The sequence below is a fragment of the Nioella sp. genome (assembly GCF_965215655.1).
Taxonomy (GTDB): Bacteria; Pseudomonadota; Alphaproteobacteria; order Rhodobacterales; family Rhodobacteraceae; genus Nioella.
Genome location: NZ_OZ244111.1, coordinates 1,259,815 through 1,272,665 on the forward strand (window position 1 = coordinate 1,259,815; position 12,851 = coordinate 1,272,665).

14 protein-coding genes are annotated in these 12,851 nt (G+C 63.6%); 6 read left to right on the top strand and 8 right to left on the bottom strand.

What is annotated here, in order from left to right:
- Nucleotides 1-65 precede the first annotated feature (65 nt).
- Entirely contained in the window at nucleotides 66-1,586 is a 1,521-nt protein-coding gene (locus ACOOEX_RS06480) for a trimethylamine methyltransferase family protein (protein ID WP_420397655.1), read from the bottom strand.
- A gap of 95 nt (nucleotides 1,587-1,681) precedes the next feature.
- Here ACOOEX_RS06480 and ACOOEX_RS06485 point away from each other — a divergent pair, with 95 nt between their 5' ends.
- Nucleotides 1,682-2,593: a LysR substrate-binding domain-containing protein gene (locus ACOOEX_RS06485; protein ID WP_420397656.1), complete on the top strand. Its 912-nt coding sequence runs from the start codon at nucleotides 1,682-1,684 to the stop codon at nucleotides 2,591-2,593.
- Nucleotides 2,594-2,646: 53 nt separating this feature from the next.
- Here ACOOEX_RS06485 and ACOOEX_RS06490 read toward each other — a convergent pair whose 3' ends face one another.
- Entirely contained in the window at nucleotides 2,647-3,144 is a 498-nt protein-coding gene (locus ACOOEX_RS06490) for a hypothetical protein (RefSeq protein ID WP_420397657.1), read from the bottom strand.
- A 36-nt stretch (nucleotides 3,145-3,180) separates the two neighbouring features.
- Between ACOOEX_RS06490 and ACOOEX_RS06495 the strand changes: the two genes are divergently transcribed.
- On the top strand, nucleotides 3,181-3,804 hold the full coding sequence (locus ACOOEX_RS06495; protein ID WP_420397658.1) for a TetR/AcrR family transcriptional regulator: 624 nt from the start codon (nucleotides 3,181-3,183) through the stop codon (nucleotides 3,802-3,804).
- On the opposite strand, the gene ACOOEX_RS06500 is transcribed toward ACOOEX_RS06495, so the two are convergent.
- From ACOOEX_RS06500 to ACOOEX_RS06520, 5 genes are all read right to left on the bottom strand, one after another.
- Nucleotides 3,801-4,985 carry a vWA domain-containing protein gene (locus ACOOEX_RS06500; protein ID WP_420397659.1) on the bottom strand — a complete coding sequence of 395 codons (1,185 nt, stop codon included), beginning with the start codon at nucleotides 4,983-4,985 and terminating at the stop codon, nucleotides 3,801-3,803. The genes ACOOEX_RS06495 and ACOOEX_RS06500 overlap by 4 nt on opposite strands.
- Nucleotides 4,986-4,998: 13 nt before the next feature.
- Complete coding sequence (locus ACOOEX_RS06505) at nucleotides 4,999-5,166, bottom strand: hypothetical protein (protein WP_420397660.1); 168 nt, start codon at nucleotides 5,164-5,166, stop codon at nucleotides 4,999-5,001.
- A 10-nt stretch (nucleotides 5,167-5,176) separates the two neighbouring features.
- Nucleotides 5,177-6,559 (bottom strand): DUF2927 domain-containing protein, encoded by a 1,383-nt coding sequence (locus ACOOEX_RS06510; RefSeq protein WP_420397661.1) that lies wholly within the window; start codon nucleotides 6,557-6,559, stop codon nucleotides 5,177-5,179.
- A 1-nt stretch (nucleotide 6,560) separates the two neighbouring features.
- Nucleotides 6,561-7,016, bottom strand: a complete 456-nt coding sequence (locus tag ACOOEX_RS06515; RefSeq protein WP_420397662.1) for a GNAT family N-acetyltransferase — start codon at nucleotides 7,014-7,016, stop codon at nucleotides 6,561-6,563.
- Between the two features lie 119 nt (nucleotides 7,017-7,135).
- Entirely contained in the window at nucleotides 7,136-7,978 is an 843-nt protein-coding gene (locus ACOOEX_RS06520; protein WP_420397663.1) for an AAA family ATPase, read from the bottom strand.
- Nucleotides 7,979-8,162: 184 nt separating this feature from the next.
- Here ACOOEX_RS06520 and dksA point away from each other — a divergent pair, with 184 nt between their 5' ends.
- The 4 genes from dksA to ACOOEX_RS06540 all read left to right on the top strand — a co-directional run bounded on the left by dksA (nucleotide 8,163) and on the right by ACOOEX_RS06540 (nucleotide 12,195).
- Nucleotides 8,163-8,585, top strand: coding sequence for an RNA polymerase-binding protein DksA (gene dksA / locus ACOOEX_RS06525; RefSeq protein ID WP_420397664.1), 423 nt, complete (start codon nucleotides 8,163-8,165; stop codon nucleotides 8,583-8,585).
- Nucleotides 8,586-8,688: 103 nt separating this feature from the next.
- Complete coding sequence (locus tag ACOOEX_RS06530) at nucleotides 8,689-9,861, top strand: FAD-dependent monooxygenase (RefSeq protein WP_420397665.1); 1,173 nt, start codon at nucleotides 8,689-8,691, stop codon at nucleotides 9,859-9,861.
- Between the two features lie 375 nt (nucleotides 9,862-10,236).
- Nucleotides 10,237-11,664, top strand: coding sequence for a Do family serine endopeptidase (locus tag ACOOEX_RS06535; protein WP_420397666.1), 1,428 nt, complete (start codon nucleotides 10,237-10,239; stop codon nucleotides 11,662-11,664).
- A gap of 141 nt (nucleotides 11,665-11,805) precedes the next feature.
- Entirely contained in the window at nucleotides 11,806-12,195 is a 390-nt protein-coding gene (locus tag ACOOEX_RS06540) for a nuclear transport factor 2 family protein (RefSeq protein ID WP_420397667.1), read from the top strand.
- A 21-nt stretch (nucleotides 12,196-12,216) separates the two neighbouring features.
- Here ACOOEX_RS06540 and ACOOEX_RS06545 read toward each other — a convergent pair whose 3' ends face one another.
- On the bottom strand, nucleotides 12,217-12,798 hold the full coding sequence (locus ACOOEX_RS06545; RefSeq protein WP_420397668.1) for a TetR/AcrR family transcriptional regulator: 582 nt from the start codon (nucleotides 12,796-12,798) through the stop codon (nucleotides 12,217-12,219).
- Nucleotides 12,799-12,851 lie beyond the last annotated feature (53 nt).

Here is a 12,851-nt window from a genome sequence, read left to right on the forward strand (position 1 = left end):
GGGGGCACCCCCCTATTTTCCGCGCATTCAAATCAGTTGAACTTATGCGTAAACAAAGGGTTAACCTAGTACCACGCATCGGGCAGCTCCTCCTTGCGCCTGGCCACGAAGCTCTCTAGCTCCTCGCGCATCGCGTCATCCATCGGCGGGGCCTCGTAGCTCTCCAGCATCCCGGTCCAACGCGCATGGGCACGGGCGCGCATGTCGTTCGATCCGGCTTCCTCCCAGCTTTCCACATTCTCGCTGTCGCTCAGCTTCGGTTCATAAAACGCGGTCTGATAATTGCGCATCGTGTGCCCGCAGCCAAGGAAATGGCCCCCGGCCTCGACCTCGTCATAGGCGTCCCGCGCCATGGCTTCGTCCGAGACATCAAGTCCCTGGGATAGCACTTTCTGATAGCTCCCAAGCCGGTCCGCATCCATGATCAGTTTCTCGAACCCGGTGCACAGCCCGCCCTCCAGCCAGCCCGCGGAATGCAGCACGAAATTGGCCCCGGCGAGCATGGTGGAATGCATGGAATCGGCGCTTTCATAAGCCGCCTGCGCGTCCTCGATTTTTGACGCCGTCAGCGACCCGCCACAGCGCAAGGGCAGCCCCGCGCGGCGCGCAAGCTGGCCGATGGCGTAGTTCGACATCACCGGTTCCGGCATCCCGAAAGTGGGCGCGCCGGACTTGAGCGACATGGAAGACAGGAAGTTCCCCAAGACGAAGGGCGCGCCGGGGCGGACCAGTTGCGCATAGGCGCAGACCATCATCGCCTCGGCCATGGCCTGCGCGACACTCGCGGCGGTGCTGACTGGTCCCATGGCGCCGGACAGGATGAAGGGCACCACCACAATCCCTTGATTTCGCCCGCAATAAACGCGGATCGCCTCGGTCACCACCTTGTCGACCAAAAGCGGCGAGTTGGTGTTGACGTTGCCCATGATGACGCAATTCTGCTCCATCACATCGGCGCCGAAAACGATCTCGGCCATGTCGACGCTGTCCTGCGCGCGGCTCATTTCCGTGATCGCGCCAAGGTGCGGCTTGTCCGACAGAGTCATATGCGCCAGCAGCATGTCGAGGTGGCGTTTGCTGACCGGCACGTCGCAGGGTTCGCAGGTGACGAAGCCGCCATGATGCAGGTTCGGGTGCATGTAGGTCAGCCGCACCAGATCGCGGAACGCGGCCATGTCGCCATAGCGCCGCCCGCCTTCCAGATCGCGCACGAAAGGGGCACCGTAGATCGGCGCGAAGACCTGATTTGCGCCGCCGATGATGACGGACCTTTCGGGGTTGCGGGCCAACTGCGTGAACTCGCTCGGGGCCTTCGCACAGAGAGCGCGAATCCAGTCCGCCGGGGCGCGGACAATGTCGCCCTCGACCCGCGCGTCTTCGCGTTTCCACAGCGCGATCGCCTCGGGATCGTCACGGAACGCGATGCCCACATCCTGCAGGATCCAGTCGACCTGTGCCTCCAGCTTCTCGATCTGGTCCTCGTCCAGAACATCGAAAAACGGCAGCACCCGCCGGATATGCGGCGAGGCGGGGGAGGTGCCGGAACCGGCGCTTTGGTTGCGGGTCGGGCGAGAGCGTCTGGCCATGGCGGGCCCCTCTGAAATCGTTTCAGATGTAGGCTAGCGATGGCGAGACCCTTTGTGACGCTTGAAAATAGTGATGTTTTGGATAAACTCAGTTTATGCGAAATCTCTGGAATCAGCTTTGTTCGCCGCGTCACCTCATGGTGTTCGAAGCCGCCGCCCGCAGCGCGTCATTCACCCGTGCGGCAGAGGAGTTGAACGTTCAGCAACCTGCCGTCAGCGCCACGATCCGGGCGCTTGAGGATCGGCTTGGCGTCGCCTTGTTCCTGCGCGGGCATCGCAGGGTCACCTTGACGGCGGCAGGGGAACGGCTGTTCTCGGATGTTTCGCGCGCGTTTGAACAGCTGGCGCATTCGGCAACGGCGATCCAACACTTATCACGCCGGGATTACGTGACCCTTAACGCCTCGACCGCGTTCAACAACCATTGGACAATGCCCCGCCTGGCAGCCCTGAAATCGGCCCATCCGCAGATCGACCTGCGCCTTCAGACCAGCGACCGCGAACCGGATCTTTATGCCGAGAATATCAGCCTCGCCGTGCGTCGCGGGGACGGCAACTGGCCCGATTGCGAAAGCGTTCTGATTGCCAAGGAACGTATCTATCCTGTCGCGTCGCCGCGTGTCATGGCGGCGGCGGTCAACCTCAAGGGCATCCCGGGCCTGCTGCACCAGCGTCTGATCCATTTGGAGGAACCGATCCGGGAACGCCCTGTCTGGAGCGACTGGTTCGCCCATTTCGGCATCCGGGCGGAGGTGCCGTCCAGCGGATTGCGCCTGAACGACTACGCCCTTGTCCTTCAGGCGGCGATGGCGGGCGAGGGCTTTGCCTTCGGTTGGCATCACATCGTCACAGGGCTGGTTGATCAGGGCCTTCTGGCCGCGCGCCCGGAGTGGAGCTGGTGCTCGGGCACCGGGTTCTACCTGGTGTGGTCCAGGCTGCGCCCCCTGTCGGACGACGCGAAGCTTGTCCGCGACTGGATATTGGCGCAGACACGATCACCAGAGTAGGCGGGTCTGGATCCCCGGGGGGAACGGTTGGTGAAAACTCTGCATGAGCGTGGTCAGACGAACCGTTCCTTCTGAACCGCCATATCCGCCTCTGACGTGCTTTCCAAATACTCTCGAAATGCCTTGCTGAATCCCAATCGCCGCTCTCTCCACCAGCGTTGCGTACCGGGGCGGTGATAGAACCACAGCAGGTTGTCGCGGTGACCGTCCCAGAAGGCATCGTCGATCATGCCCGAGCGGTACTGGAAATAGGCGTTTTCATATTTCCGGAACAGGCTGATGCCGAGATAAGCGAATTGCAGATACTCGTCCTCGTCCAGCGCGTCCGGGTCGGCCATACCAACCGCGTAGAGGCGGGATTTCTCTTTGCTTTCCGCGACGATGGCCGCCATGTCGCCCAGGGCAGCCACGGCCGTCTGGTAGGTTTGCGAGTAGGTGGCGCGCGTGCTGGCGCGGACCTGAATGGCCAGATAGACCACGGTCAGCGCCACCGCGACCGAACCGATGACGCTGGAGATGATCTGGATGATCTCCAAAGTGTTTCCGGTCATTTTAAAAATCACCCTCCGATGTTTGGCGGAGTTTAGGTGAAAGGCGCGCTTGTTGTCATTTCACTACCGGGTATACTTGGCGGTATGGGCGGGAAGCGATCCGATACACGGCAGGCCATACTGGAGGCGGCCTATGCGCTGTTCTTCCGGCGGGGCTTCGCGCGCGTCAGTGTGGATGCCATCGCCGAGAAAGCAGGGGTGACCAAGCGCACGGTCTATTTTCATTTCACCAGCAAAGACGATATCACAGCGGCAGCGCTCGAAGTGCAGCACCTGTCCCTGATGGCGCAATACCGGTCGTGGATGCGCCCCGATGCGGGAACCGTGCAGGCCTTTCTCGCGCATCTGTTCGACAGTTTGCGCAACTGGGCAGAGCGACCGGGATGGGTCGGCTCAGGTTATTCGCGTATCAGCGTCGAGCTGGCGGATATGCGTGGCCATCCGGCGCGGAAGGCGGCGCATCGGCACAAAGCCGAGGTGGAACGCTGGTTGTGCGAACAGTTGCAGGGATTTGGAAGCCAAGAGCCAGCACGACTGGCGCAGCAGGTTCTGATCCAGATCGAGGGCGGAATGGGGTTGGCTCTGATCCACGGCGATCCGAGCTATCTTATCGCGGCACGGGATGCAGCGCTTCGGCTTGCAGAGGGCGACGCCGCTTAGCGCCCCAGCTCCCGCATCCCCCGGTCGATGCCTTCCAGCGTCATCGGCACCATGCGGCCCTCGAAAATGTCATGGATCATCTTGATGGATTGGGTGTAGCGCCAATGGGGTTCGGGGGTGGGGTTGATCCACATGTGGTTGGGCCATTGGGCGCGGGCCCGGTCCAGCCAGACCTGTCCGGCTTCCTTGTTCCAATGCTCGTTCGCGCCGCCGGGCATGGCGATTTCATAGGGTGACATCGCCGCATCGCCCACGAAAATGCATTTGTAATCAGACCCGTAGGTGTTCAGGATTTCCTGCGTCGGGATCTGTTCGGTCCAGCGGCGGGCGTTGTCCTTCCACACGCCCTCATAGAGGCAGTTGTGGAAATAGTAGTGTTCGAGATGCTTGAATTCGGACCGCGCGGCGCTGAACAGCTCCTCCACCACGCGGATGTGGGGGTCCATGGAGCCGCCAACGTCGAGGAAGAGGATGACCTTGACGGCATTGTGCCGTTCGGGCCGGGTTTTCACGTCGAGATAGCCATGCTCGGCAGTCGCCCGGATGGTACCGTCGAGGTCAAGCTCCTCATCCGCCCCGGTGCGCGCCCATTGGCGCAGGCGTTTGAGCGCCACCTTGATGTTACGGGTGCCCAGTTCGATCGTGTCGTCGAGATTGCGGAATTCGCGCTTGTCCCAGACCTTGACCGCGCGGCGGTGGCGGCTTTCCTTCTGGCCGATGCGCACGCCCTCGGGATTGTAGCCATAGGCCCCGAAGGGCGAGGTGCCAGCGGTTCCGATCCACTTGTTACCGCCCTGGTGGCGGCCCTCCTGTTCCTTCAGCCGTTCGCGCAGGGTGTCCATAAGCTTCTCGAACCCGCCAAGGGCCTCGATCTCGGCCATTTCCTCGGCGCTCAGGTGCTTTTCAGCGAGCTTTTGCAGCCATTCAGCGGGAATTTCGGCAGCTTCCATGACCTGCTGCGGAGTGATCTGTTCCAACCCACCGAAGGCATGGGCGAAGGCGCGGTCGAACCGGTCGAGGTGGCGTTCATCCTTCACCATCGCAGCGCGGGCGAGGTAATAGAACCCGTCGAGGTCATAGGTCACCATGCCGGTGCCCACGGCCTCCAGAAAGGTCAGGTATTCGCGGACGGAGACCGGGATGCGGGCGGCGCGGAGCGTGTCGAAGAAGGGCAGGAACATGCGCCGCGCCCCGTCAGCTTCCGCCGCGCAGCAGGAAGACACCTACGAAGGTGCCGACGATCAGCCCCATCAGGCCAAGCACGCCCGCGTAATGCAGGATGTCCATGCGGTCGCCCTTGCGTCGCCAGGCGATGAACGCGCCAAGCGCGGCCCCGATGACGAGCCCCAGAAGATTTACCAAGTCGCTCTCCTCAGCTTCGGTTCTGCGGGGACAGGGCGGCGACCTCGGTTAGCCGGGCGCGCACATCCTGATCCCGTCCGAAGCCATAGCGCGCCCATCCAAGCGAGTCGAGGCGCACCGATGCCGCTTCCGACATGCGGCCCTCGATCTCCAGCGCTTCGGCCTTGATCATCAGAAGCGTCGCCAGAAGCGAGGCGTTCTCGGCCCGCGTGGCGGCGGGCAGGGCCTCGTTGACCAGCGTCAGCGCCCGCGCCCCGTCGCCTGCCGACAGGGCAAAGGCGGCAAGCTGCATATGCACATGCGCGGTCTGGATGCTGTCGGGGTCGATGCTGCGGAAATTGTTCCCTGCGGCGATGAAGGCGGTCACGGAGGTCTCTGCATCGCGCGACAGGGCCAGCCGCCCGAGCGCGAAATAGGAAAAGCCAAGCCGCGTGTCGGTCCAGCCATGGTTGGTGGCGATGGCCACGGCGCGTTGCGCGGCGGCGATGCGGGCGGGGACCGGCTGCCGCCCGCCAAGCGCCTCTTCGATGGCCAGGATCCAGTCCCGGTCGATGGGGCGGGGGGCGATTGCCGTGGCACTGTTGCCTGCGGGATTGAGCCGCGACAGGATCGCGGGCAGGCGTGCGGCGACCTCTTCCCGCGTCATGCCGGATCGCAGCGACCCGTCGTAATAGGCCCGCAGGATCAGCATGTCGAAGCCGGTCAGGACCGCGTTGAAATTGTCATCGTTGAAGATGGAATCGGGCAGCCGGTAAAGATCGTTCAAGGGACCAAGCGCCTGACCGATTTCCTCGTGCAGGCAATCGCGCACCTCTTGTGGGCTGACATCGTTGGGAATGAAGACCGTGGCATGTTCCCGGGTGGTCAGCGTCGTCCAGTCCAGCGTGCGGGAATTGCCCCGCGCGGCGCGGAACTCGTCCCAGGAGGAGACGCGCGGCACCACGAAACAGGCCGCCTGCGGCACGGCGCGCTGCATCCGGGCGCGCGGCAGGGTCTCGATGGTGATCGAGGCGGCGGTGCTGCCATGGGGCACGCGGGAGATGTCGATCCGTGCTTCGCCGCGCAGTCTCTGAATCAGCCGGTCCAGATCGCGCGACAGGGTCGGCGGTGCGCCAGGGGCGACGGCCACGGTCACAGGCCCTTCGAAGCGTGACAGGACCGGGATCAGCCGCCCGCTTTCCATCTGGAAACTCAGATCGAGGAAATCGCGCGCAATCGCGGCGTTGGATCGGGTCGGCGGTGTCGGGTTGGGCGCGCCGAACATCGACATGGGCGGCAACGCATTGGGAATCGTGGTTTCAAGTCGACCCGGCACATCCGACAGGCTACTCGGCTCACAGGCGGAGAGGACGACGGCAGCGGACAGGAGGAGAGCGGTTTTCTTGAACATCATCTCACCCCGTCGCGCGCCGATAGACCATGAAATCGGTCGCCGTCGCGATCTTGTCATAAAGCGCACGGGCGGTGGCATTGCCGGTTTGTGTCAGCCAGTAGACAGCGGGGCGTCCTTCGGCATCCGCATCCGCACAGACCGTCTCGATCAGCGCCCGCGCCACGCCCTGTCCGCGTGCGGCGGGGGTGGTGAACAGGTCTTGCAGATATGTCACCGGTTCAGGCCGCCAGCCATGGGCATGGGCGATGGCATGGACGAGACCCACAGGCGTATCACCCAACCAAGCGATCCAGCCGCGCATGTCGGTGACTGCGGGGTCCGAATAGCGCGCAAAGGTCGCGTCGTAGGTGCTGTCGGGAAGCTCGGTCTTGTAGAAGGCCAGGTAGTCCCGCCAGAGCGGGGCCCAGTGGGCACGATCCTCTTTCCGGATCATGCGGATCTTCAGGTTTGTGCTCACCCTCGACGCCTCTTTTTCGGTCTCTTTGTTGTTACCAGAGCTAGGGGGCGATTGTGGCACAAATCGGGAGCGGTGCAAGCGAAGTCGGGGAAAGCTGCGGGCAATCCCCGGTCGCGGGATCAGCGCCGTTGCTGCCTTGCCATGAAGGCCAGCCGCTCAAACAACGCCACATCCTGTTCGTTCTTCAACAGCGCACCGTGCAGTTTAGGTAGCGCGCTGGCCCCGTCACGTTTCAGATCCTCCGGGTCCAGATCCTCCGCCAAGAGCAGTTTCAACCAGTCCAGTACCTCGGAGGTGGAGGGCTTTTTCTTCAAGCCCTGCTGCTCGCGGATTTCATAGAACTGGGTCAGTGCCTCGGTCAGCAGGCGCGGCTTGATCCCGGGGTGGTGGACCTCGACGATCTGTTTCAGCGTGTCCAGATCTGGGAAGCGGATATAGTGGAAGAAACAGCGCCGCAGGAAGGCATCGGGCAGTTCCTTTTCGTTGTTCGAGGTGATTATGACGATAGGCCGGGTCCTGGCCTTGATCGTTTCACCGGTCTCGTAGACGAAGAACTCCATCCGGTCGAGTTCCTGCAAGAGGTCGTTCGGAAACTCGATATCGGCCTTGTCGATCTCGTCGATCAGCAGCAAGCATTTGCCTTCTGTTTCAAAGGCCTGCCACAGCTTGCCCTTGCGGATATAGTTCGCAACATCGTGAACGCGCTCATCCCCCAGTTGAGAATCGCGCAAGCGGCTGACCGCGTCATATTCATAGAGACCCTGCTGCGCGCGGGTCGTGGATTTCACGTGCCATTCGATGATCGGCAGGCCAAGCGCGCCCGCAACCTGCCGTGCCAATTCGGTTTTTCCCGTTCCGGGCTCGCCCTTTACCAGCAGCGGACGCTCCAGCGTCACCGCCGCGTTCACGGCTACGGTCAGGTCTTCGGTTGCCACATAGGTGGCCGTTCCGTCGAATTTCATTGAAACGCCTCAATAGCTTGCCCGGATGCGGGCGCGACCATAACACGCCCTTCCGGGGCGGCAAGCGGGCATTACATGGGGTGACAAGGGGGGCGCGTTCTTGTAATCGGGCGGCAATGCGACCGGGGGGTTTGCCCCATTGTGAGTCGGACACGCCCGCCCCGGTCCCTTTTAGGGGAGCACAATGAAAGCCGAAGTCTTTCTGCCTGAAGATTACCGTCCCGCCGAGGACGAGCCCTTCATGAATGAGCGCCAGCTCGAATATTTCCGCCGCAAATTGCTGACCTGGAAAAACGAGCTGCTGGACGAAAGCCGTGGCACCGTCGCCGTGTTGCAGGACGATACCCGCAACATTCCCGACGTGGCCGACCGCGCATCCGAGGAGACCGACCGGGCGCTGGAACTGCGCACGCGCGACCGTCAGCGCAAGCTGATAGCCAAGATCGACTCGGCCCTGCGCCGCATCGAGGAAGGCGAATACGGCTATTGCGAAGAGACCGGGGAACCGATCTCGCTCAAGCGTCTGGATGCCCGCCCGATTGCCACCCTGAGCCTGGAGGCCCAGGAACGCCACGAGCGGCGCGAAAAGGTCCATCGCGACGACTGAACGCTGCCGCGCCCATCCGGGCGCGACGGTCATGGATCGGCCCCTTGGGGCCGCCAGCACCGGGGCCGCATCGCCCCGGTGTTTTTCTTGGAAAGGGCAGTTCATGCTGATCGGGCAGGAGATCACGGTTCTGGGGGCAGGCATCGGCGGGCTGGCCGTGGCCACGGCACTGGCGCAGCGCGGCGCACATGTGCGGGTGCTGGAACAGGCCGATGCGATCCGCGAAGTCGGTGCCGGACTGCAAGTCAGCCCCAATGGCGCGGTGGTGATGAAGGCGCTTGGGCTGGGAGAGGCGCTCGCCGCGGCGGCCCCGCGTGCCCGCGCCGTCGTCCTGCGCGATTTCCGGCGCGGTGATCCCGTCTTCCGACTGGACCTGACCCGCGAAAACCGCCCCTATCACCTCACACACCGGGCCGACCTGATCGAGATCCTGCGTCAAGCTGCGACAGATGCAGGCGTGACGGTCGAACTTGGCCGCAAGGTCGAAGCCGTCACAACGGATGACAGCGCCACCACCCTGCGTTTCGCGGGCGGTGCAGAAGAGAGCCTGCCGCTTGTCATCGGCGCCGACGGGCTGCAGTCGCAGGCCCGCGCCGCGCTCAACCCCGCGACGCGGCCTTTCTTCACTGGCCAGGTCGCCTGGCGCTGCACGATCCCGCTCGACGCGGCTGAAACAGCGCCAGAGGCCACCGTTCACATGGGGCCGGGCCGCCATATCGTGACCTACCCTCTGCGCGGTGGCGAGCTGATGAATGTGGTCGCGGTCGAGGAACGCGACGGATGGGCCGCCGAGGGCTGGAACCACAAGGACCGTCCCGAGATCCTGCGTGCCGCCTTCGCCGATTTCGCGCCCGAGATCCGCGATCTGCTGTTCCGTGCCGATCAGGTCTATCTTTGGGGGCTCTTTCGCCACCCGGTGGCCAAGGTCTGGGGGCAGGGGCGTCTGGCGCTGCTTGGCGATGCCGCCCACCCGACGCTGCCCTTTCTGGCGCAGGGGGCCAACATGGCGCTGGAAGATGCCTGGGTGCTGGCCGATGCGCTGGATCAGGAAGACCATATCGCCACCGCCTTCACCCGTTACCAGACGCTGCGTAAGACCCGCTGTGCGCGGATCGTCGATGCCGCATCGCGCAATGCCGAGAACTACCACCTGCGCCCGGGCCCCTATCGGGCCGCTGCCCATCTGGCTCTCAGACTGGGCGCGCGGCTGGCCCCGACACTGGCGGCGAACCGCTTTGACTGGCTCTACGGCCACGACGTCACCGCCCGGCGCTGACGCCACCCTGCGGCCTTCCGCTTGGCGCTTGTGCGTATTCCGACGCTGCGACTCGGCGGTTTCGATCTGCGCGATTTGTGCAGGGCCTTTCAGCCGCGGCCGCATCCGCCCAAAGACCGCAACAGGGGGGGGAAGAGGTAAATCACTGACTTCGGCGTGAAATCTGTTCCCATTTGCGCGAGTTCACGCCCATGTGACCGGAAATGCAGAGGCATTGGTTGATTGACTCCGGCTTCGGGCAAATATCTTCTGTCATCAGAGGGCAGGGACAGCCTAAACTGGTTTGACCGGAGGAAATCGAGAGTGACCATGCAAACCACACATCGCCAGGCCGTCGCGCGGGCTCTACCGCAAAGCCGTTCCGCGGCACTTCCCATGACGACCCTTCTACTGATCATTGCCTTGGCGCTGGCCGCCATTGCCTCGTCCACGCTGCCGGGCCGCGCCCAGGTGGCGGGCCCGTCCAGCTTTGCCGATCTGGTCGACGAAGTGGGCGACGCGGTGGTCAACATCACCACCACCAGCCTTGTCGCCTCCGGCACCGGTCCGGGGCCGCAGGTGCCCCCCGGGTCGCCGCTGGAGGATTTCTTCAATGACTTCCTCGATCGCCAGATGCCTGGCATGCCCAATGGCCCCGCGCCGCGTCGTCCCAATGCGCTTGGCTCGGGCTTCGTGATCTCCGAGGATGGCTTCATCGTGACCAACAATCACGTGATCGAAGGCGCAGACGAGATCATGGTGGAATTCCGCGATGGCAGCGAACTGCCCGCCACCGTCATCGGCACCGACCCCAACACCGATATCGCGGTGCTGAAGGTCGACCCCGAAACCCCGCTGACCTTCGTGCCCTTCGGCGACAGCGACGTGATGCGCGTGGGCGATTGGGTGATGGCCGTGGGCAACCCGCTTGGCCAGGGCTTCTCGGTCTCCGTCGGCATCGTGTCGGCGCGGGAACGGGCGCTGTCCGGCACCTATGACGACTTCATCCAGACCGATGCGGCGATCAACCGGGGCAACTCGGGCGGGCCGCTCTTTAACATGGCCGGTGAGGTCGTGGGCGTGAACACCGCAATCCTCAGCCCCAATGGCGGTTCGATTGGCATCGGCTTCTCGATGGCTTCCAATGTCGTGGCCGGGGTCGTGAACCAGTTGCAGGAATTCGGGGAAACCCGCCGCGGCTGGCTCGGCGTCCGCATTCAGGACGTTACGGCGGAAATCGCGGAAGGGCTCGGGCTCGACGTGGTGACCGGCGCTTTGGTCACGGATGTCCCCGAAGGCCCCGCGCGTGCGGCCGGGATGGAAGTGGGTGACGTGATCACCACCTTCGATGGCGTCGAAGTGGACGACACCCGCGAACTGGTGCGTGTGGTCGGTGCCTCTGGCGTCGGTGAAACCGTGCGTGTCGTGGTCTACCGCGATGGTGCGACGCAGACCCTGCTGGTGACGCTTGGCCGCCGCGAAACTGCAGAATCCGAGGCTTTCCCGGATGCGCCCGGTGCCGAAGTGATGCCATCGTCCGAGATCCTCGGCCTGACGCTGGCCCCCCTGACCGACGAAGCCCGAGAGGCCAATGGCGTTCAGGATGGCCTGCTGGTCGAGGCGGTGGACCCGGAGTCCGAGGCCGCGGAGCGTGGGCTGGAACCCGGTGACGTAATCACCGAGGTGGGCCAGCAACCGGTCAGCGACGTGGCTGGTTTCCAGGCTCGCGTGGATGAGGCCGACGAAGCAGGTCAGAACTCGATCCTGCTGCTCATCCGCCGCGACGGCACCCCGCGTTTCGTGGCGCTGCCGATCGACAAGTAAGCGAAAGACCCTGTGTCATGCCAGGGCAGGCCCCGCCGGAATGCATCCGGCGGGGCCTTTCTTGTGCATGGCTTTGCAGTTGGACTGTCGGCTCCGACCATGCCACCATAGGTTGATGATCTACCAATGGGGAGTGGGACGATGATTGATCCAAAGGCTGTGGCCGAGATGGCCGCACACTACACGGCGGCCTGGAATTCCAAATCAGCAGAGGCGGTGGCGTCATTCTACGCGGAAGATGGTGAGATCATCATCAATCGCGGCGAGCCGTGGAACGGGCGGTCCCGTGTTCAGGACATGGCAGCCGGCTTCTACGCGGATGTGCCGGACCTGACCCTGACCTGCGATGATCTGCGCGTCTCCGGCACGCATGCAATATTCGTCTGGAGCTTTACCGGCCATGACGCGGGCACGGGCAACCCTTTGCACGTCAGGGGCTGGGAAGAATGGGAATTGACCGAGAATCTGAAGGTCGCCGCCTCTCGCGGTTGGTTCGACGCGGATGACTATGCTCGCCAAGCAGCGGGATAGGGCGCGCTTCCGAGATGCGTTCTAGGGGGTCAGCCGGGCCACCAAAGCGTCAACAAGCATGTTTTGACTGTGTTTGAGCGGGTCGTTCAACCCCTCGGCCAGCCCTGACATCAGGGCCAGCCCAAGGACCGCCGAATGCACCGCGAAGGCCTGTTGGCGGGCGGTTATGGCATCCGGGCCGAGATGGGCGGCTAGCGCAGAATAAAGCCGGTCCGTGATCGCGTGCACCTTGTCCAGAACCGCCCGGTCACGCGGGTCTTCTGCGCTGCGCGTCAGAGTCTGGGGCAGCAGGTACATCGCCCGGAACCGGGTCAGGTCGGACAGGTGAAACCCCGCAACGGCCCTCACGAAGCGGGCAACCGCGTCGGTTCCGTCAGTCGCATTCCGCAGCGCGGTTTCGGCCAGCGCGGCTTCCTCCTCCAGCCATGGCAGGAACAGAGCTGCCAGCAGGTCCGGCTTGGTCGGATACCAGTAGAGCACCGCCTGTTTCGACCGCCCGAGCCGCGCAGCAATCGTGTCGAAAGTCACCGCCCCGAGCCCGCCCTCGGCCAGCAGGTCGCGGGCAATCTCCAGGATCTGGTCGCCGGTTCTGGAACGGGTCATGGGCATCCTGCTTGCAAACTTACCATTGGTAGGTAAACTGCGGGACGCTGCAC